Raw genomic sequence first — 19,202 nt, forward strand, 5'->3', positions numbered from 1 at the left:
GTGTTCGGGATCAACGGAGCCGAGTTCGTCGTGCTCCTCATCGTGGCGGTCGTCGTCATCGGTCCCGAGCGCCTGCCGCGCTACGCGGAGCAGCTCGGGGCGTTCGTGCGGTCCGCGCGGGGCTACCTGCGCGACGCGAAGTCGCGCGTGGACGCGGAGCTCGGCGAGGAGCTGTCGGACGTCGACTGGGCCAAGCTCGACCCGCGCCAGTACGACCCGCGCCGGATCGTCCGCGAGGCACTCCTGGACGACGACCCCCTGCCCGAGCGCGTCTCCCCGCCCCCGCCGCCCGCCCCCGTCGCGCCGCAGGGCCCGGCACCGTTCGACGACGAGGCCACCTGACCCGGTCGTCCGACCGCGGCACGACGGCGATTCGTTCCGGCGCCCGAGCACCTGTCAGAATGGGGCAATGTCCATCGAGGCGACGCACATCGGTCCGGCACCGGTCCCGGAGACCACGCAGGAGCCCGGGAGCCCGACGGGCACCCGGCCACGGATCCTCTCGGGCATGCAGCCCACGGAGGACTCGCTGCAGCTCGGGAACTACATCGGTGCGCTGCGCCAGTGGGTCTCCCTCCAGGACGCGTACGACGCCCTGTACTGCGTCGTCGACCTCCACGCGCTGACGGTCAACCCCGACCCGGAGCGGCTCCGCGAGCGCACCCGCCGTACGGCCGCCCAGTACCTCGCCGGCGGCGTGGACCCGGACCGCTCGGCGCTGTTCGTCCAGTCGCACGTGCCGCAGCACGCCGAGCTGTCGTGGGTGCTGTCGTGCCAGACGGGCTTCGGCGAGGCGGGCCGCATGACCCAGTTCAAGGACAAGTCCGCGAAGCAGGGCGCCGACGGCACGACCGTCGGGCTGTTCACGTACCCCGTGCTCATGGCGGCCGACATCCTGCTCTACGACGCGGCGCTCGTGCCGGTCGGCGAGGACCAGCGCCAGCACCTCGAGCTCACCCGCGACCTCGCGGAGCGGCTCAACGCCCGCTTCGGCGACGGGACCGCCGTCGTGCCGGAGGCCCACATCGTCCGGTCGGTCGCGAAGATCTACGACCTCCAGGAGCCTACGGCGAAGATGAGCAAGTCCTCGTCCAACGGCAAGGGCGTCATCTGGCTGCTCGACGACCCGAAGGTCGCCGCCAAGCGGATCCGGTCGGCCGCGACCGACTCCGGCACGGAGATCCGCTACGACCCGGTCGCCAAGCCCGGCGTGTCGAACCTGCTGACCATCTACTCGGCGCTCACGGGGCGGGACGTCGAGGCGATCGCCGGCGAGTACGACGGCCAGGGCTACGGGCGCCTCAAGGTGGACCTGGCGGACGTCGTCGTCGACTTCCTCGTGCCGTTCCAGGAGCGTGCGAACACCTACCTGGCGGACCCGGCCGAGCTCGACGCGGTGCTCGCGCGCGGCGCGCAGAAGGCCCGCGAGATCGCGGCCGGCACGCTCGCCCGCGTCTACGACCGCGTCGGTCTGCTGCCCGTGGGCGGGACGACCGCGTGAACCTCCCGGAGCGCGAGCCCCACCAGGTGCGGATCGGCATCGCGATCGAGGTGCCCGAGCCGTTCGCGACGCAGCTCCAGGACGCGCGCGCACGGTTCGGCGACCCGCTCGCGCGGTCGATCCCGCCGCACGTGACGCTCCTCGGCCCGACGGTCCTGGACCGCACCGCGCTCGACACGGCGCGCGCGCACCTGGCCGAGGTCGCGTCGACCGCGGCGCCGTTCCGCCTCCACCTGCGGGGGAGCGCGACGTTCCGGCCCGTCTCGCCCGTGGTGTTCGTCCAGGTGGTCGAGGGCATCGCGGAGTGCGAGCACCTCGAGAGCGCGATCCGCACCGGCCCGCTCGCCCAGGACCTGCGGTTCAACTACCACCCGCACGTGACCGTCGCGCACGAGGTGCCCGAGGCTGCGCTCGACGCGGCGTTCGACCAGATGGCGACCTACGACGCGCAGTTCGACGTCCCCGGGTTCTCGCTCTACGAGCACGGGGACGACGGCGTCTGGCGCCCCGAGCAGGTGTTCCCCCTCGGCGCGGATGCCGCGGGAGCGACCGCCTCGTAGGGTTCGGGGCGTGACGTCGCCCCGCCCTGCCGCCCCGCGCGCCGTCATCCGCACGCGCGCGCGGGTGGACGCCCTCGTCGAGCGCTGGAAGGACAGCCGGCCCGGCCGCGCGACCTACCGCTACCTGTACGCGCGCGGCGCGCTCCTCTGCGGCGGCATCGCGTACTCCGCGCTGTTCTCGCTGTTCGCCGCGCTGACGATCGGCTACACCGTCTTCATGCGGGTCCTGGGCGGCCGCCAGGAGCTCATGGACGTCGTCTTCGGCGAGATCAACGAGCTCGTGCCCGGCCTCATCGCCCTCGACGGCCAACCGGGTGCCATCCGGCCCGACCAGCTCCTGCTGGACTCCGGGCTCAGCGTCACGAGCGTCGTCGCGGGCGTGGTGCTGCTCTTCTCCGTCGTGTCGTTCATGTACCACCTGCGTGGCGCCGTGCGGACCATGTTCGGCGTGAGCGACGTCGGCCAGAGCCCCGTGCTCGCCCGGGCGCGCGCCCTGCTCGGGTTCTTCCTCCTCGCGCTGTTCCTCCTCGTCTCCGCCGTCGCCGGCATCGCCGTCACGTCCCTCGGCAACCAGATCCTCGAAGCGATCGGGCTCTCCGGCGGGCCCGCCGTCCTCGTCACCGGTGCGGGCCTCGTCGTGAGCGTCCTGCTGGACGCGCTCGTCGTGGTCGTCGTCGTGCGGCTCCTCGCGGGGGTGCGGGTCCGACGCCGCGACCTCCTCGTCGGCTCGCTCACCGCCGCCGTCGGGTTCGGCGTGCTCCGCTACCTCGGGTCGTCGTTCGTCGAGAGCAGCGCCACGCGGAACGCCCTCCTGGCGTCGTTCGCCGTCCTCGTGACGCTGCTGCTCCTCGTCAACTTCACCGCGCGCATCCTCCTGGCCGTGTGCGCGTGGATGGCGAACCCGCCGCGCCCGCCCGACCCGGTGCCCGACGGCGCCCGGCACGCGCGCGACGGCCGTCCCGAGCTGCCCGTGCTCGACGGCGACCCCCGGGCCGACGGCCGCCACCTCCGGGCGCCCCGCCACGCCGTCGAGAGCCCGCGCGACGACGTCGAGCCGTCCACCGAGGAGCACGTCCGCGCCGGCCACGGATCGCACCGCCCGTGGAGCCCCGTGGTCCGCGGAGTCCGCCGGGCCCGTCTGCCGCGGGGGACGTGACCGCTGCGCTCGGGCGGCGGGGCGAGATCGGCACGCGCTGTCGAGACCGCTGCCGAGATCGGCACGCGCTGCCGAGATCGGCACGGGCGGCTACCGATCTCAGCCCCAGACGCCGATCTCGGTCGCGAACGCCGATCGCGGTCGTGGTGGTCGGTCACGGAGGCGTTCGTCGAGGAGGCCGCGGCGTGACCGGGGGACGACGAAGGGCGCCGACCGTCCGGTCGGCGCCCTTCGGGGCGGTGCGGGGGGTGTCAGAACGCGCGGGTGATCATCGCGCGCTTGACCTCCTGGATCGCCTTCGTGACCTCGATGCCGCGCGGGCAGGCCTCGGTGCAGTTGAAGGTCGTGCGGCAGCGCCACACGCCCTCCTTGTCGTTGAGGATCTCCAGGCGCTGCGTGGCGCCCTCGTCGCGGCTGTCGAAGATGAACCGGTGCGCGTTGACGATGGCGGCGGGGCCGAAGTACTGGCCGTCGGTCCAGAACACCGGGCAGGACGACGTGCACGCGGCGCACAGGATGCACTTGGTGGTGTCGTCGAAGCGCTCGCGCTGCGCGGCGGACTGGAGGCGCTCCTTGCTCGGCTCGTTCCCGGACGTGATGAGGAACGGCATGATCTCGCGGTACGACGCGAAGAACGGCTCCATGTCCACGACGAGGTCCTTGACCACGGGCAGGCCCTTGATGGGCTCGACCGTGATCGGCTTGTCGGGGTTGACGTCCTTGAGGAGCGTCTTGCACGCGAGCCGGTTGCGGCCGTTGATGCGCATCGCGTCCGAGCCGCACACGCCGTGCGCGCACGAGCGGCGGAACGTCAGGGAGCCGTCGTGCTCCCACTTGATCTTGTGCAGGGCGTCGAGCACGCGGTCGGTGCCGTGCGCCTGGACGGTGAACTCGTCCCAGTACGCCTCCTCGCCGTGCTCCGACTCGGGGGAGTAGCGACGGACGCGGAGCGTGACCTCGAACGAGGGGATCTCCCCGGCCTTGGGCTCGGTGGCCGGACTCTCGAGTGTGGCAGTCATCAGTACTTCCGCTCCATGGGCTCGTACCGGGTCTGGGTGACGGGCTTGGAGCCCAGGGCGACCTTGTAGCCGTCGAACTGCTCGACGTGGTCGAAGTAGCCCGCGACGTGCCCGTCGGCGACGTCGCTGGCGGACGTCGGACGGCGGTAGGCCATCGTGTGCAGCATGTAGTTGGCGTCGTCGCGGTCCGGGAAGTCCTCGCGGTAGTGGCCGCCGCGGGACTCCTTGCGGTTGATCGCCGCGACCACGGTGACCTCGGCGATGTCGAGGAGGAACCCGAGCTCGATCGCCTCGAGGAGGTCGGTGTTGAACAGGCGGCCCTTGTCCTGCACGGACACGTTCTTGTAGCGCTTCTGCAGGTCGCGGATGTCCGCGAGGGCCTGGTTGAGCGACTCGCCCGTGCGGAACACCTGGGCGTTGGCGTCCATGGTCTCCTGGAGCGCCTTGCGGACGTCGGCGACGCGCTCGCCGTCGGGACGGTTGCGCATCTCCTCGAGCTGCGCGACGACGGCCGCGGCGGGGTTCTCCGGGAGCTCGCTGTACGACGCGGTCGCGGCGTAGGCGGCGGCCGTGCGGCCGGCGCGCTTGCCGAAGACGTTGATGTCGAGCAGCGAGTTGGTGCCGAGACGGTTGGAGCCGTGCACGCTGACGCACGCGACCTCACCGGCGGCGTAGAGGCCCTTGACGACGTTGTGGCTGTCGCGCAGCACCTCGGCGTCGACGTTCGTCGGGATGCCGCCCATCGCGTAGTGCGCCGTGGGGTACACGGGCACGGGCTCGGTGTACGGCTCGATCCCGAGGTACGTCCGCGCGAACTCGGTGATGTCAGGGAGCTTGGCGTCGATGTGCGCCGGCTCGAGGTGCGTGAGGTCGAGCAGGACGTAGTCCTTGTTCGGCCCGGCGCCGCGGCCCTCGCGGACCTCGTTCGCCATGGACCGAGCGACGATGTCGCGCGGCGCGAGGTCCTTGATGGTGGGGGCGTAGCGCTCCATGAAGCGCTCGCCGTCCGCGTTGCGCAGGATGCCGCCCTCGCCGCGGGCGGCCTCCGACAGGAGGATGCCGAGGCCCGCGAGGCCGGTCGGGTGGAACTGGAAGAACTCCATGTCCTCGAGCGGCAGGCCGCGGCGGTAGGCCAGGGCCATGCCGTCGCCCGTGAGCGTGTGCGCGTTGGACGTCGTCTTGAAGATCTTGCCCGCGCCACCGGTGGCGAAGATGATCGCCTTCGCCTGGAAGACGTGGATCTCGCCGGACGCGAGGTCGTAGGCGACGACGCCGGTCGCGGTGACCGTCTCGTCGTCGGGGATCTCGCCCGCGGAGAGGTCGTGGTCGGTGATGAGGTCGAGGACGTAGAACTCGTTGAAGAACTCGACGTCCTGCTTGACGCACTGCTGGTAGAGCGTCTGGAGGATCATGTGGCCGGTGCGGTCCGCGGCGTAGCACGAGCGGCGCACCGCGGCCTCGCCGTGGTTGCGCGTGTGCCCGCCGAACCGGCGCTGGTCGATGCGGCCCTCGGGCGTGCGGTTGAACGGCAGGCCCATGCGCTCGAGGTCGAGGACGGCGTCGATGGCCTCCTTGGCCATGATCTCCGCGGCGTCCTGGTCGACGAGGTAGTCGCCGCCCTTGACCGTGTCGAACGTGTGCCACTCCCAGTTGTCCTCCTCCACGTTCGCGAGCGCGGCGCACATGCCGCCCTGCGCGGCGCCCGTGTGCGAGCGCGTGGGGTAGAGCTTGGAGATGACGGCCGTCCGGACCTTGCCGGACGACTCCAGCGCCGCGCGCATCCCGGCGCCGCCTGCGCCGACGATGACGACGTCGTACTGATGGGTTTGCATCGGGGTCGATGCCTCCTGGGAGAGAGCCGGGTGGAGCGAGAGGAAGACGGGGGCGTGCGGTGGTGCGGTGCTCAGGCCGTGCAGAACGACGCGAGCAGCTCGGCCGGGGCGTTCGCGGGGCAGGGCTCGAACGTGAAGATCACGAGCGTGCCGAGGACCGTGACGATCGTGAAGGCGAGGTACAGCGCGAGCTTGAGGACGAGGCGAGTGCCGTCACGCTCGGCGTAGTCGTTGATGATCGTGCGGACGCCGTTGGTGCCGTGGAACATGGCGAGCCACAGCATGAGCAGGTCCCAGATCTGCCAGAACGGCGAGGCCCACTTGCCGGCGACGAAGCCGAAGTCGATCGCGTGCACGCCCTCGCCGACCATGAGGTTGACGAACAGGTGCCCGAAGATGAGGACGATCAGCACGACGCCGGAGGCGCGCATGAAGATCCAGCTGTACAGCTCGTAGTTGCTGCGCGTGGCCTTGCGGCGCTTGTACGGGTCGCGCGGGCTCGCGACCTCGACCGTGGGTGCGGCGGCCATCAGTGCCCCCTCCGAAGACGTTCATCAGGTGGCGCGGCAGGAACCCGGCCATCGTCACGACGAACAGGCCGACGACGACCCAGAGCATCGTGCGCTGGTACCGCGGGCCCTTGGACCAGAAGTCGACCAGGATGATGCGGATGCCGTTGAAGGCGTGGAAGACGATGGCCGCGACCAGGCCCGCCTCACCGATACCCATGATCGGCGTCTGGTACGTCCCGATGACGGCGTTGTACGCCTCGGGCGAGACCCGCACGAGCGCCGTGTCGAGCACGTGCACGAGCAGGAAGAAGAAGATGAGCACGCCGGTCACGCGGTGCGCGACCCACGACCACATGCCTTCGCGGCCGCGGTAGAGCGTGCCGGCTGGTGCACTGGGCACTTTGGGGGCCTCCTGTGGCGAGATCAGGGGGAGATGTCACGTTCCGGCCGTGGTCCGGAACTCCCTCAGTCCGGACCCCGGGACCGTCGTCGGCATCGGTCTCAGGGCTTCCACCATAGTGACATCGACGTCATGATGCGGACCGCCGGGGGCGGCGGAACGGCCCCGTGCCGTGGGTTTGTGACTGATCCCACAGCCCGCGGGGAACTGTGGCCCTCACTATGCTGGCCCTCATGGCCTCTTCGCCGCACGACTCCTCCGGCCCGTCCGGGTCGCCGATCCCCGGCTTCTTCGCCGTCGTCCCCGCGGGAGGCGCCGGCACCCGGCTGTGGCCGCTCTCGCGGGCGGGCTCCCCGAAGTTCCTGCTCGACCTCACCGGCTCGGGGCGCTCCCTGCTCCAGGCGACGGTCGACCGGCTCGTGCCGCTCGCGGGGGAGCAGGGCGTCGTGCTCGTCACGGGAGACCGGCACGTCGCGGCGGCGCGCACGCAGCTCCCGGGCCTGCCGGCCGAGAACGTGCTGGCGGAGCCGTCGCCCCGGGACTCGATGGCGGCCATCGGGCTCGCCGCGGCGGTGCTCGAGGAGCGGCACGGCGACGTCGTCGTCGGCTCGTTCGCCGCGGACCAGGTGATCACGGGTCGTGCCGCCTTCGAGTCCTCGGTGCGCGAGGCGGTGGAGGCGGCGCGCGCCGGGTACGTCGTGACGATCGGCATCGCGGCGTCGCGGCCGTCGACGGCGTTCGGGTACGTGCACAGCGGCGCCCCGCTCGGCGTCGCGGGGGCACCGAGCGCGCAGCACGTGCGCGGCTTCACGGAGAAGCCGGACGCCGCGACCGCGCAGCGCTACCTCGCGTCCGGGGAGTACCGGTGGAACGCCGGCATGTTCATCGTGCGCTCGTCCGTGCTCCTCGGGCACCTCGCGGACCAGCGCCCCGAGCTGCACGACGGTCTGCGCGCGATCGCGGCCGCGTGGGACGGCCCCGACCGCGACCGCGTGCTCGCGGAGCGGTGGCCGGCGCTCGAGCGGATCGCGATCGACCACGCGGTGGCCGAGCCGGTCGCCGCGGTCGGGGGCGTCGCCGTCGTCCCCGGCACGTTCGGGTGGGACGACGTGGGCGACTTCAACTCCCTCGCCGCCCTCCTCCCGTCCGTCGACGGGGCGGGCTCCAAGGTGCTCGGCGACACGGGGCGCGTCGTGCGACGCGAGAGCGCGGGCTCGGTCGTCGTGCCCGCGAGCGACCGCGTCGTGACGGTCCTCGGTCTCGACGACGTGGTCGTGGTCGACACCCCCGACGCACTCCTCGTCACGACGCGGGCGCGCGCGCAGCAGGTGAAGTCGATGGTCGACACGGTGCGCGAGCTCGGGATGGACGAGCTCCTGTGAGCGCCGACGTGACCCTCGCCGCCCGCATCGGGGCCGCCGTCGCGCGCCACGTGGACGAGGTCGTGGCGATCCGCCGCGACATCCACGCCCACCCCGAGGTCTCGCGCGCCGAGACGCGCACCACGGCGCTGCTCGCCGACCGCCTGCGCGCCGCGGGCCTCGAGCCGCGGCTCCTGCCGGGCACGGGGCTCGTGTGCGACGTCGGCCCGGAGCCGGGCACGACCGCCGCGGGCGTGCCCGACGGCCCGGCCGCCCCGGAGGGCCGCGTCGCCCTGCGTGCGGACATCGACGCGCTGCCGCTCCAGGACCGCTGCGGCCTCCCGTGGGCGTCGACCGTGCCGGGCGTCGCGCACGCGTGCGGCCACGACGTGCACACGGCCGTCGTGCTCGGTGCCGGGCTGGTGCTCGCGGACCTCCACGCGCAGGGCGAGCTGCGCCGCGGCGTGCGGCTCGTGCTCCAGCCCGCCGAGGAGGTCCAGCCGGGCGGGTCGCTCGACGTCCTCGCGGCCGGGGCGATGGACGGGGTCGACGAGATCTACGCCGTGCACTGCGACCCGAAGGTCGACGTGGGTCGCATCGGCACGCGGATCGGCCCGATCACGTCGGCGTCCGACGAGGTCTCCGTGACGATCGCCTCCCCGGGCGGCCACACGTCGCGACCGCACCTGACCGGCGACGTGGTGTACGCGCTGGGCCAGGTCATCACGCAGGTCCCCGCGGTGCTCGGTCGTCGGCTGGACCCGCGCTCGGGCGTCAACCTCACGTGGGGCGCCGTCCACGCGGGTTCCGCGCACAACGCCATCCCGAGCACCGGCACGGTCCGCGGCACCCTGCGCTGCCTCGACGTGCGCGCGTGGGAGTTCGCGGGGCAGGTGCTGCACGACGCGGTGGAGCAGGTCGTCGCGCCGTACGAGGTCGAGGTGACCGTGCACCACACGCGGGGCGTCCCGCCCGTCGAGAACGACGAGCGCTGCACCGGCCTGCTCGAGGCTGCCGCGCGCGACGTCCTGGGCCCGGAAAGCGTCGTGCTCACCGAGCAGTCGCTCGGGGCGAGGACTTCGCCTGGTACCTGACGAAGGTGCCCGGGGCGATGGCCCGCCTCGGCACGCGGACGCCGGGCGGACGCAGCTACGACATCCATCAGGGCGACCTCCAGGTGGACGAGCGCGCGATCGGCCTGGGCATGCGGCTCCTCGCGCGCGTCGCCGCGGGCCAGGACGGGTGAACCGGTCCCGACCCGTGGACAGGGGTGTGTCACGCCTCAGACGCAAAGTGACGCTTGCATAACGAAGCGCCCGCGTTACCGGCAAGTAACGTGCTGGACCCCTCGGGCTGATTAGTCTTCGGTCCTATAGAGGCCGACGGACCGGTCCTCCCGTGCAACGGTGCTCGGGAGGGCCCAGGGGTCCTTCCCTGCGCGGCACTGCTACGAGAACGACAGGAGCTATCAGGTGAAGAGAGCGACTCAGGTCACCGCCCTCGCGGCGGTCGCCGCGCTCGCGCTGGCCGCGTGCGGCGCCGCGCCCGAGGACGACGAGACGAGCGGCGGCGGCGACAGCACCGCGGGCGGCAACTCCGACTTCTCCGCGTGCATGGTCTCCGACGCCGGCGGGTTCGACGACCAGTCCTTCAACCAGTCGGGCTACGAGGGCCTCGAGAAGGCCAAGACGGAGCTCGGCATCACGACGCACGAGGTCGAGTCCCAGGCGGACACCGACTACGGCCCGAACATCGACAGCCTCGTCCAGCAGGGCTGCAACCTCATCATCGGCGTCGGCTTCCTCCTCGAGGACCCGATCCAGTCGGCGGCCGAGGCGAACACGGACGTGCACTTCGCCCTCATCGACTCGGCGTTCAGCAACCCGGGCGCCACGGCGGACGACCCGCCGGAGCCGGTCGAGATCGACAACGCGAAGCCGATCCTCTTCAACACCGCGGAGGCGGCGTTCCTCGCCGGCTACCTCGCGGCGGGCATGACGGAGACGGGCACGGTCGCCACGTTCGGCGGCATCCAGATCCCGTCGGTCGCCATCTTCATGGACGGCTACGTCGACGGCGTCGCGAAGTACAACGAGGACAACGGCACCGACGTCAAGGTCCTCGGCTGGGACAAGGAAGCGCAGACCGGCACGTTCACCGGCGACTTCGACAACCAGGCGAACGGCCAGAACGTCACGCAGGGCTTCATCGACCAGGGCGCGGACATCATCATGCCCGTCGCCGGCCCGGTCGGCCTCGGTGCCGCCGCGGCGGCCGAGAGCGGCGGCGCGAAGATCATCTGGGTCGACTCGGACGGCTTCCTCACGACGGACTACGGGAGCATCATCCTCACGTCCGTGATGAAGCAGATCGGCCCGGCGGTCTTCGACACGGTGAGCGAGTCGGCGGACGGCAACTTCACGAGCGAGCCGTACGTCGGCACGCTCGAGAACGAGGGCGTCGGCCTGGCGCCGTTCCACGACTTCGAGGACGCGGTCCCGGCCGAGCTGCAGGACCAGCTCGCCCAGTACCAGGAGCAGATCATCGCGGGCGACCTCGTCGTCGAGTCGCCGAACGCGCCGTGACGCGACGCTGAACCCGCCGGCCGCCCACGGGCGACCGGCACCGGTGGCCCGGGCCCAGCGCCCGGGCCACCGTCATGACGACGACGGTGTCGTCGGGGCCGCGACGACGCGCCGCGCTCCCGCGGGTGCGGTTCGATGGAGTACCTCGACGGGATCGAGGTCGACACCGCGGTACGACTGCGAAGCACGAGGAGAGGCAGACCGGTGAAGCTGGAGCTGCGAGGGATCACGAAGGTCTTCGGGTCCCTGGTCGCCAACGACCACATCGACCTGGTCATCGAGCCCGGCGAGATCCATGCCCTGCTCGGGGAGAACGGGGCGGGCAAGAGCACGCTCATGAACGTGCTGTACGGGCTGTACGACCCGGACGACGGGCAGATCCTCGTCGACGACGTGCCCGTGCAGTTCGCGGGCCCGGGCGACGCGATGGCCGCCGGTATCGGCATGGTGCACCAGCACTTCATGCTCGTCCCGGTGTTCACCGTCGCCGAGAACGTCGCGCTGGGGCACGAGCCCGTGAAGGGCGCGGGTCTCATCGACGCGCGCCGCGCGCGCCGCCTCGTCCAGGAGATCTCGGACCGGTTCGGGTTCGAGGTGAACCCGGACGCGATGGTCGAGGACATCCCCGTCGGGGTGCAGCAGCGCGTCGAGATCATCAAGGCCCTGTCGCGCGACGCGCGCGTCCTCATCCTCGACGAGCCGACCGCGGTCCTCACGCCGCAGGAGACGGACGAGCTCATCGCGATCATGCGCGAGCTCAAGGCCGCGGGGACGTCGATCGTCTTCATCACGCACAAGCTGCGCGAGGTGCGCGCCGTCGCCGACCGCATCACGGTCATCCGCCGCGGCAAGGTCGTCGGCACCGCCGACCCGAGCGCGAGCGAGACCGAGCTCGCGTCCCTCATGGTCGGGCGCTCCGTCTCCCTCGGGGTCGACAAGGCGCCTGCGGAGAACGGTGACACCACGTTCCACGTCGACGAGCTCACGGTCATGGACGACGCCGGCACGGCCGTCGTCGACCGCGTGAGCCTGGAGGTGGCGCGCGGCGAGATCCTCGTCGTCGCGGGGGTCCAGGGCAACGGCCAGACCGAGCTCACGGAGACGATCGTCGGGCTGCGCAAGCCGGTCGCGGGCTCGATCCTGCTCGACGGCAAGGAGCTCGTGGGGCGCAGCGTGTCCCAGGTGCTGGAGGCGGGCGTGGGCTACGTGCCCGAGGACCGCAGCACCGACGGGATCATCGGGACGTTCTCCGTCGAGGAGAACCTCGTGCTCGACCTCGTGACGTCCGCGCCCTACTCGCGCGGCGGCGCGCTCGCGCGCGGCACGATCCGCGCGAACGCCGAGCAGCGCATCGGCGAGTTCGACGTGCGCACCCAGTCGGTCGAGACCCCGGCGGGCACGCTCTCCGGCGGCAACCAGCAGAAGGTCGTCCTCGCGCGCGAGATGTCGCGCCCGCTGCGCCTGTTCATCGCGTCGCAGCCGACGCGCGGCCTCGACGTCGGCTCGATCGAGTTCGTGCACCGGCGCATCGTGCAGGAGCGCGACAACGGCACCCCCGTGATCATCGTGTCGACGGAGCTCGACGAGGTGCTCGCCCTCGCCGACCGGATCGCCGTCATGTACCGCGGCCGCGTCGTCGGGGTCGTGCCCGGCGACACCGACCGCGACGTCCTCGGCCTCATGATGGCCGGGGTCCCGCTCGAGGAGGCCGTCGTGCAGGCCGCCGAGCACCACACGACCCTCGGCGAGGCGGACGCCGTCGCCGAGGACGCGCCGTCGGGCGCCGCGCAGGACGCGGCCGCCGCCCGCGAGGAGGAGATCCAGTGACCCAGCAGGCCACGCCCGACGACGCGTCGGCGCTCCCGCCGACGGCCGCACCGCCGAGCGACCCCCAGAAGCCGGAGGCGCCGGCCGGGCAGGGCGTCCTGCGCGAGATGCTCGAGAGCAGCTGGCTCGTCTCGCTGCTCGCGATCGTCGCCGCGCTGATCCTCGGCGGCGTCCTCATCGCGGCGGCCGACCCCGCGGTCCAGGAGGCGGCGTCCTACTTCTTCGCGCGCCCATCGGACTTCTTCCAAGCCGTCTGGGACGCGGTGTTCGGCGCGTACGCCGCGCTCTTCCAGGGCGCGGTCCTCAACGTCGACGCGCCCGACGTCTCGCGGGCGCTGCGCCCCCTCACCGAGACGATGACGGTCGCGACGCCGCTCATCCTGGCGGGCCTCGGGCTCGGCATCGGCTTCCGCGCGGGCCTGTTCAACATCGGTGCGCAGGGCCAGATCATCCTCGGCGGCATCTTCGCCGGGTTCGTCGGCTGGACGTTCGCGCTCCCGCCGGGGCTGCACCTCCTGCTCGCCGTGCTGGGCGCCGCGCTCGGCGGGGCGCTGTGGGCGAGCATCGCGGGCGTGCTCAAGGCCCGCACGGGCGCCCACGAGGTGATCGTCACGATCATGCTCAACAACATCGCGATCTACCTCGTCGCGTACCTGCTCACGACGAAGCCGTTCCAGGCGCCGGGCAGCTCCAACCCGATCAGCCCGCGCATCCCGGGGAACGCGCAGTTCCCGCTGCTGCTGGGCGAGGGCTTCCGCCTCCACGCGGGGTTCGTCCTCGCGCTGCTCGTCGCGGTCGGCGTGTGGTGGCTCATGGAGCGCTCGACGCTCGGCTTCCGCTTTCGCGCCGTCGGCGAGAACCCGCACGCGGCCAGGACCGCGGGCATGTCGGTCCCGTGGACGACGGTGTGGGTCATGGCCATCGCGGGCGCGCTCGCGGGCCTCGCGGGCAGCGCGCAGGTGCTCGGCACGGAGCACGTCCTCACGGCCGGCGTCGCGGCGAGCTTCGGGTTCGACGCGATCACGGTGGCGCTGCTCGGGAGGTCCCGTCCGCTCGGGACGGTGCTCGCCGGCCTGCTGTTCGGCGCGCTGCGCGCGGGCGGGTTCGTCATGCAGGCCCGCACGGGCACGCCGATCGACATCGTCCTCGTCGTGCAGTCGCTGATCGTGCTCTTCATCGCCGCGCCGCCGCTCGTGCGGGCGATCTTCCGCCTCCCGACCCCGGGCGGCCCGACGCGCGCCGAACGGCAGGCCGCCCGCCGCCGCGCGAAGGCCGTCCCGACCACGACGACCACCCAGGAGGCCGGAGCATGAGCACCGCGACCACCACCCCGGCACCGGCCGCCGCGCCGGAGCGCGCGGCCAAGCCGCTGCCGCCCATCAGCTGGAAGGCCCCGGTCGCGTACGGGGTCATCGGGCTGCTGGCCCTCGTCTTCTTCGCGCTCCTCCCCGCGGGCGGCCAGCAGACGACGTTCCGCCTCTCGACGGCGAAGGACTTCTTCCAGATCGAGCCGATCACGGTGAGCTCCACCGGGGCGGCGCTGTTCCTGTCGATCCTCGCGCTGCTGCTCGCCGGCCTGTCGTTCTGGGCCGCGCGCGACCGGCGCAAGGTCGGCGTGTGGCTGCCGATCGTGTACGGCGTCGCGGTCGTCTTCGCGTTCCTCTCCTGGGCCGGGGCCGGGAAGTCGGCGATCCCGCTGACGGGCCTGCTCCAGGGCTCGCTCTTCCTCGCGGTCCCGCTCGTGTTCGGCGCGCTCTCCGGCGTGCTGTGCGAGCGCGTCGGCATCATCAACATCGCGATCGAGGGCCAGCTCCTCGCGGGGGCCTTCCTCGCCGCGGTCGTCGCCTCGCTCACGTCGTCGGCGTACGCCGGCCTCATCGCCGCGCCGATCGCGGGCGCGCTCGTGGGCGTGCTGCTCGTGATCTTCTCCGTGAAGTACTGGGTGAACCAGATCATCGTCGGCGTCGTGCTCAACGTGCTGGTCGTCGGCGTGACGAGCTACCTCTACTCGACGGTCCTCAGCGCGGACCCGGCGACGTGGAACTCGCGCAACCCGCTGCCCGTCATCGAGATCCCGGTGCTGTCGCAGATCCCGGTCGTCGGGCCGGTGCTGTTCCGCCAGACCCTCCTCGTGTACCTCATGTACGTGGTCGTGATCCTGCTGCAGGTCTTCCTGTTCCGCAGCCGCTGGGGCCTGCGCCTGCGCGCGGTCGGCGAGCACCCGAAGGCCGCCGACACCGTCGGCATCAAGGTCAACGCGACGCGCGTGCGAAACACGATCCTCGGCGGCGCGGTCGCCGGCCTCGGCGGCGCGTTCTTCACCGTCGCCGCGGGGCTCGCCTTCGGCAAGGAGATGACGGGCGGCAAGGGCTTCATCGCGCTCGCCGCCATGATCCTCGGGCGCTGGAACCCGGTCGGCGCGCTCGTCGCGGCGCTCCTGTTCGGGTTCTCGGACAACCTCCAGACGGTGCTCGGCATCGTCGGGACGCCGATCCCGAGCCAGATCATGCTCATGACGCCGTACGTCGTGACGATCTTCGCCGTCGCCGGCCTCGTCGGGCGCGTGCGCCCGCCGGCCGCCGAGGGCATCCCCTACGTCAAGTGAGGACGGCATGACGGACGTGCACGACGGCGGTACCCGGCCGGGCGGGGGACGGACCCCGACGGGTCCGCCGCCGGGCCGGCCGTCGACTGGGACGCGCTGCGCACCGCGGCGCGCGACATCATGACCCGCGCCTACGCGCCGTACTCGGGCTTCCCCGTGGGTGCGGCCGCGCTCGTGGACGACGGCCGCGTCGTCGTCGGCTGCAACGTGGAGAACGCCGCGTACGGCGTGACGCTGTGCGCGGAGTGCTCGCTCGTGAGCTCGCTCGTCGGCTCGGGCGGCGGCCGTCTCGTGGCGTTCGCGTGCGTCGACCGGCACGGCGCGCCGCTCATGCCGTGTGGCCGGTGCCGCCAGCTCCTGTGGGAGCACGGAGGGCCCGACCTGCTCGTCGAGACGGTGCGTGGTATCAAGACGATGAGGGACGTGCTGCCCGACGCCTTCGGGCCCGAGGATCTGGAGGAGCGCTCGTGACCAGCGACGACGTGGCCACGCAGGACGGCATCGAGGACGACGGCGAGGACCGCGGCACCGAGGGGCCCGCGCCGGAGGCGTTCGACACGGTCGACGTCATCCGGACCAAGCGCGACGGGGCGCGGCTCACGCCCGAGCAGATCGACTGGGTGATCGACGCGTACACGCGCGGCGTCGTGGCCGAGGAGCAGATGGCCGCCCTCGCGATGGCGATCTACCTCAACGGCATGGACCGCGCCGAGATCGGCCGCTGGACGCAGGCGATGATCGCGTCGGGCGAGCGCATGGACTTCTCGGGGCTCTCGCGCCCGACGGCGGACAAGCACTCGACCGGGGGAGTCGGCGACAAGATCACGCTGCCCCTCGCGCCGCTCGTCGCGGTGTACGGCGTCGCGGTGCCGCAGCTCTCCGGCCGCGGCCTGGGCCACACGGGCGGCACGCTCGACAAGCTCGAGGCGATCCCGGGGTGGCGCGCGGCGCTGACCAACGCGCAGATGATGAACGCGCTCGAGCACGTCGGCGCCGTGATCTGCCAGGCGGGCTCAGGCCTCGCGCCCGCCGACCGCCTCCTGTACGCGCTGCGCGACGTCACGGGGACGGTCGAGTCGATCCCGCTCATCGCGAGCTCGATCATGAGCAAGAAGATCGCGGAGGGCACGGGCGCGCTCGTGCTCGACGTGAAGGTCGGCTCGGGCGCGTTCATGAAGGAGCTCGGCTCGGCGCGCGAGCTCGCGCGCACGATGGTCGACCTCGGGACCGACGCCGGCGTGCGCACGGTCGCGCTGCTCACCGACATGTCGACCCCGCTCGGCCTCACCGCGGGCAACGCGCTCGAGGTGCGCGAGTCCGTCGAGGTGATGAAGGGCGAGGGGCCGCAGGACGTCGTCGACCTCACGGTCGCGCTCGCGCTCGAGATGCTCGCCGGGGCGGGCCGCCCGCAGGACGAGGACGACGTGCGCCACGCCCTCCTGGGCGGGCGCGCGCTCGACAAGTGGCGCGAGATGATCGCCGAGCAGGGCGGCGACTCGCGCGCCCCGCTGCCCGTCGCGCGCGAGCGCGAGCACGTCGTGGCCGACCGCGACGGGGTGCTCGATCGGCTCGACGCGTACGCCGTCGGGGTCGCCGCGTGGCGCCTCGGGGCGGGCCGGGCCCGCAAGGAGGACCCGGTGCAGGCGGGCGCGGGCGTCGAGCTCTTCGCCAAGCCCGGCGACACCGTCCGCAAGGGTCAGCACCTCATGACCCTGCACACCGACACCCCGGAGCGCTTCGAGCGCGCGGTGCAGGCTCTCGACGGCGCGTGGTCCGTCGCGGAGCCCGGCACCGTGGTCGAGCGCGGCTCGGTCGTCCTGGACCGCGTCGACTGAGCGTGTCGGCCGACCAGCAGGACCCGCCCGAGCCGGCCGACACGCGCCGGCCGCGGTCGGTCTACGGCGTGGGGACCGAGCCCGACGCGCGGTTCAGCCTCGCCAACGAGCGCACCGCGCTCGCGTGGGTGCGCACCGGGCTGGGCCTGGTCGCGGGCGGCGTCGCGCTGACGTCGTTCGCGACGTTCGCGGGCATGGCGGGCCTGCTCGACGTCGTCGCGGGCGTCGCGTGCCTCGCCGGCGCCGGGTTCGCGGGCTACGCGCTCGTGTCGTGGCGCCGCAACGAGCGGGCCCTACGGCTGCGGTGGCGCCTCCCGGCGCCGAGCGGCCTGCCGGTGCTCGTCGTCGGCGTCGTCGTGCTGGCCCTGCTGCTCGCGGGCTACGCCGTCGGGGCGGCGACCGGAGGGTGAGCGTGCCGTCGGGGGAGCCCGGCGCCGTGCCGCCCCGGGACGAGGGCCTGCAGCCCGAGCGCACGGCGCTCGCGTGGCAGCGCACGGTGCTCGGCGTCGTGGTGGGGGCGCTCGTGCTCGCCGCCGCCGGGCTGCGCTCCGGTTCCGTGGTCACGGTGTGCGCGGCGGTCGCGATCGCCGTGCTCGCGCTCGTCCTCGCCGTGCTGCGGACGCCGACGGGAGGCCTCCCCCGCGACGGGCGGCTCCGCTCGTGGTCGTTCCTCGTGCGCGTCGGCGGCCTCGTCGTCGCGCTCGCCCTCGTGGGCGCGGCCTGGGCGTTCGGCCGGGTCCTCGGCGGTGCCGCGTGAGGCGCGGGCCGGGGGCGCTGCGGGCGACCGACCTCGCACGCCTCCTCCCGGCGCGCACCCTGCCGCCGTCCCCGCCGTCCGGCGCCTACGCGCCCGACGCCGCGACCTCCCACGTGCTCGACCTCGCGCGCCGCGCGGGGCACCCCGAGCACCGCGTGCGCGCGCTCGCGACGACCCTCGACGGGCTGCGGCCCGCGGACCGGCGTGCCGTTGTCGACCCCCTGCGCCGGCTCGACCGGCCCGACGAGGGGCTCGCGGTCCGGACGCTGGAGATCGCGGGCGCGCCCGCCCGCCAGACCGACGGGACGACGTGCGGCTCGGCCGTGCTGGGCCTCCTCGCCGCAGCCGGCGACCCGGTGCTCGCCCTGTGGCTCGCCACCGGGCTGCGCCCGGGGGACGCCGCGCGGCACGACCGGGCGGACGCTCGCGCACGGGGCGGCGTCGAGCGGTTCCGGACGCTCCAGCAGGCGCTCAAGCGCCGCACGAACCGGCGCGCGCTCGGGCCGCTGCCGTGGCCCGCGGCGCTCGGGACGCCGCCCTGGGGCGCCGCCCGGACCGCACGCCACGCGGACGTGCGGTTCGTGGACCGGGTCGTCGCGGGGCCGGGCGCGGAGCGCGTCGTGCGCGCCGCGCTCGCTGCGGCGGCGCGCGGCGTGCCCGTGCCGCTCTTCACCGGCGGAGACCTCGCGCTCGGGCTCGCGACCGCCGTCCCGCGCCACGTCGTGCTCCTCACCGACGCCGACGCCGTGGCGGGGTGGTGCCGGGTCTACGAGCCGTCGTCGGGCACGCTCCGCACCGTCGCCGCGGGTGCGCTCCTCGACGGTGCCCGGGTGCCCGCCGTGCGCCGCGCGCTCGGGGCTGGCCGCACGTGTGCTGGGCGCTCCTGCCCGACGGCCGCGCTGGCGAGGCCGCGCGCCCGGCGGCAGGATGGGCGCAGCCGCCACGACCGTGGTGAGCACGCCGATCGTCGAGGAGGAGTCGCGATGAGCACCGTGCCCGGGAACGACGCATGGCGGGACGCCGGTCTGGACGAGCAGGGCGAGGACGCCGTCAGCCTGGTGGAAGAGGTCGAGGACGACGACCCCGGGGTCGAGGACCCCGTGCACGAGGTCGACGAGTACCAGCCGCGGACCCCGCGCCCCGACCTGGAGGGCGAGGCCGCCGAGGCCGACGTCGTCGAGCAGGCGTCCGCCGTGCCCGGCAGCGACGACGACTACGCCTGACCCTCCGCACCCGGCCGGTGCGCTCGGCG

The 19,202-nt window shown here is 73.1% G+C and carries 16 protein-coding genes and 3 pseudogenes; 15 read left to right on the forward strand and 4 right to left on the reverse strand.

The features are described 5' to 3' along the window. The 4 genes from BJP59_RS04550 (at position 1) to BJP59_RS04565 (ending at position 3,217) form a co-directional block, all read left to right on the forward strand. On the forward strand, positions 1 to 342 hold the full coding sequence (locus BJP59_RS04550) for a twin-arginine translocase TatA/TatE family subunit (protein ID WP_021479805.1): 342 nt from the start codon (positions 1 to 3) through the stop codon (positions 340 to 342). Between the two features lie 67 nt (positions 343 to 409). Beyond that, complete coding sequence (gene trpS / locus BJP59_RS04555; protein WP_194522311.1) at positions 410 to 1,501, forward strand: tryptophan--tRNA ligase; 1,092 nt, start codon at positions 410 to 412, stop codon at positions 1,499 to 1,501. Further along, the gene (locus BJP59_RS04560) at positions 1,498 to 2,061 is read left to right on the forward strand and encodes a 2'-5' RNA ligase family protein (RefSeq protein ID WP_021479803.1); all 564 of its coding nucleotides are present in this window, start codon (positions 1,498 to 1,500) and stop codon (positions 2,059 to 2,061) included. The genes trpS and BJP59_RS04560 overlap by 4 nt, the downstream gene beginning before the upstream one ends. A 10-nt stretch (positions 2,062 to 2,071) precedes the next feature. Beyond that, the gene (locus BJP59_RS04565; protein ID WP_228485276.1) at positions 2,072 to 3,217 is read left to right on the forward strand and encodes a YihY/virulence factor BrkB family protein; all 1,146 of its coding nucleotides are present in this window, start codon (positions 2,072 to 2,074) and stop codon (positions 3,215 to 3,217) included. A 251-nt stretch (positions 3,218 to 3,468) separates the two neighbouring features. Here BJP59_RS04565 and BJP59_RS04570 read toward each other — a convergent pair whose 3' ends face one another. The 4 genes and pseudogenes from BJP59_RS04570 to sdhC form a co-directional block, all read right to left on the reverse strand. After that, entirely contained in the window at positions 3,469 to 4,236 is a 768-nt protein-coding gene (locus BJP59_RS04570; RefSeq protein WP_021481376.1) for a succinate dehydrogenase iron-sulfur subunit, read from the reverse strand. Beyond that, the gene (gene sdhA, locus BJP59_RS04575) at positions 4,236 to 6,068 is read right to left on the reverse strand and encodes a succinate dehydrogenase flavoprotein subunit (RefSeq protein ID WP_021481377.1); all 1,833 of its coding nucleotides are present in this window, start codon (positions 6,066 to 6,068) and stop codon (positions 4,236 to 4,238) included. Before sdhA ends, BJP59_RS04570 begins: the two co-directional genes overlap by 1 nt. A gap of 71 nt (positions 6,069 to 6,139) precedes the next feature. After that, a complete protein-coding gene (locus BJP59_RS04580; protein WP_021481378.1) occupies positions 6,140 to 6,598 on the reverse strand; it encodes a succinate dehydrogenase hydrophobic membrane anchor subunit in 459 nt (152 codons plus the stop codon). A 7-nt stretch (positions 6,599 to 6,605) separates the two neighbouring features. Further along, positions 6,606 to 6,980 (reverse strand): annotated as a pseudogene (gene sdhC / locus BJP59_RS04585) (succinate dehydrogenase, cytochrome b556 subunit); the annotation flags it as partial. A 233-nt stretch (positions 6,981 to 7,213) separates the two neighbouring features. On the opposite strand from sdhC, the gene BJP59_RS04590 reads away from it, so the two are divergent. The 11 genes and pseudogenes from BJP59_RS04590 (at position 7,214) to BJP59_RS19690 (ending at position 19,173) form a co-directional block, all read left to right on the forward strand. Then, positions 7,214 to 8,362 carry a mannose-1-phosphate guanylyltransferase gene (locus BJP59_RS04590; protein WP_031315561.1) on the forward strand — a complete coding sequence of 383 codons (1,149 nt, stop codon included), beginning with the start codon at positions 7,214 to 7,216 and terminating at the stop codon, positions 8,360 to 8,362. Then, positions 8,359 to 9,587: pseudogene (locus tag BJP59_RS04595) on the forward strand (amidohydrolase). Before BJP59_RS04590 ends, BJP59_RS04595 begins: the two are co-directional and overlap by 4 nt. 226 nt (positions 9,588 to 9,813) lie before the next feature. Continuing rightward, positions 9,814 to 10,926, forward strand: coding sequence for a BMP family lipoprotein (locus BJP59_RS04600; RefSeq protein WP_144680348.1), 1,113 nt, complete (start codon positions 9,814 to 9,816; stop codon positions 10,924 to 10,926). 204 nt (positions 10,927 to 11,130) lie between these two features. Then, positions 11,131 to 12,753, forward strand: coding sequence for an ABC transporter ATP-binding protein (locus BJP59_RS04605; protein WP_051027470.1), 1,623 nt, complete (start codon positions 11,131 to 11,133; stop codon positions 12,751 to 12,753). Next, complete coding sequence (locus tag BJP59_RS04610; protein ID WP_076405246.1) at positions 12,750 to 14,066, forward strand: ABC transporter permease; 1,317 nt, start codon at positions 12,750 to 12,752, stop codon at positions 14,064 to 14,066. Before BJP59_RS04605 ends, BJP59_RS04610 begins: the two co-directional genes overlap by 4 nt. Next, positions 14,063 to 15,358 carry an ABC transporter permease gene (locus BJP59_RS04615; RefSeq protein WP_034651148.1) on the forward strand — a complete coding sequence of 432 codons (1,296 nt, stop codon included), beginning with the start codon at positions 14,063 to 14,065 and terminating at the stop codon, positions 15,356 to 15,358. Before BJP59_RS04610 ends, BJP59_RS04615 begins: the two co-directional genes overlap by 4 nt. Positions 15,359 to 15,439: 81 nt before the next feature. Then, positions 15,440 to 15,829 (forward strand): annotated as a pseudogene (locus BJP59_RS04620) (cytidine deaminase); the annotation flags it as partial. 29 nt (positions 15,830 to 15,858) lie between these two features. After that, complete coding sequence (locus tag BJP59_RS04625) at positions 15,859 to 17,193, forward strand: thymidine phosphorylase (protein ID WP_194522929.1); 1,335 nt, start codon at positions 15,859 to 15,861, stop codon at positions 17,191 to 17,193. 2 nt (positions 17,194 to 17,195) lie between these two features. Beyond that, the gene (locus tag BJP59_RS04630; protein WP_043651290.1) at positions 17,196 to 17,603 is read left to right on the forward strand and encodes a YidH family protein; all 408 of its coding nucleotides are present in this window, start codon (positions 17,196 to 17,198) and stop codon (positions 17,601 to 17,603) included. Further along, positions 17,600 to 17,950, forward strand: coding sequence for a DUF202 domain-containing protein (locus BJP59_RS04635; RefSeq protein WP_194522313.1), 351 nt, complete (start codon positions 17,600 to 17,602; stop codon positions 17,948 to 17,950). Before BJP59_RS04630 ends, BJP59_RS04635 begins: the two co-directional genes overlap by 4 nt. Further along, a complete protein-coding gene (locus BJP59_RS19690; RefSeq protein WP_228485277.1) occupies positions 17,947 to 19,173 on the forward strand; it encodes a hypothetical protein in 1,227 nt (408 codons plus the stop codon). The genes BJP59_RS04635 and BJP59_RS19690 overlap by 4 nt, the downstream gene beginning before the upstream one ends. Positions 19,174 to 19,202: the final 29 nt, after the last annotated feature.

This window comes from Cellulosimicrobium sp. JZ28 (assembly GCF_015327065.1).
In the GTDB taxonomy this organism is placed as follows: Bacteria; Actinomycetota; Actinomycetes; order Actinomycetales; family Cellulomonadaceae; genus Cellulosimicrobium; species Cellulosimicrobium funkei.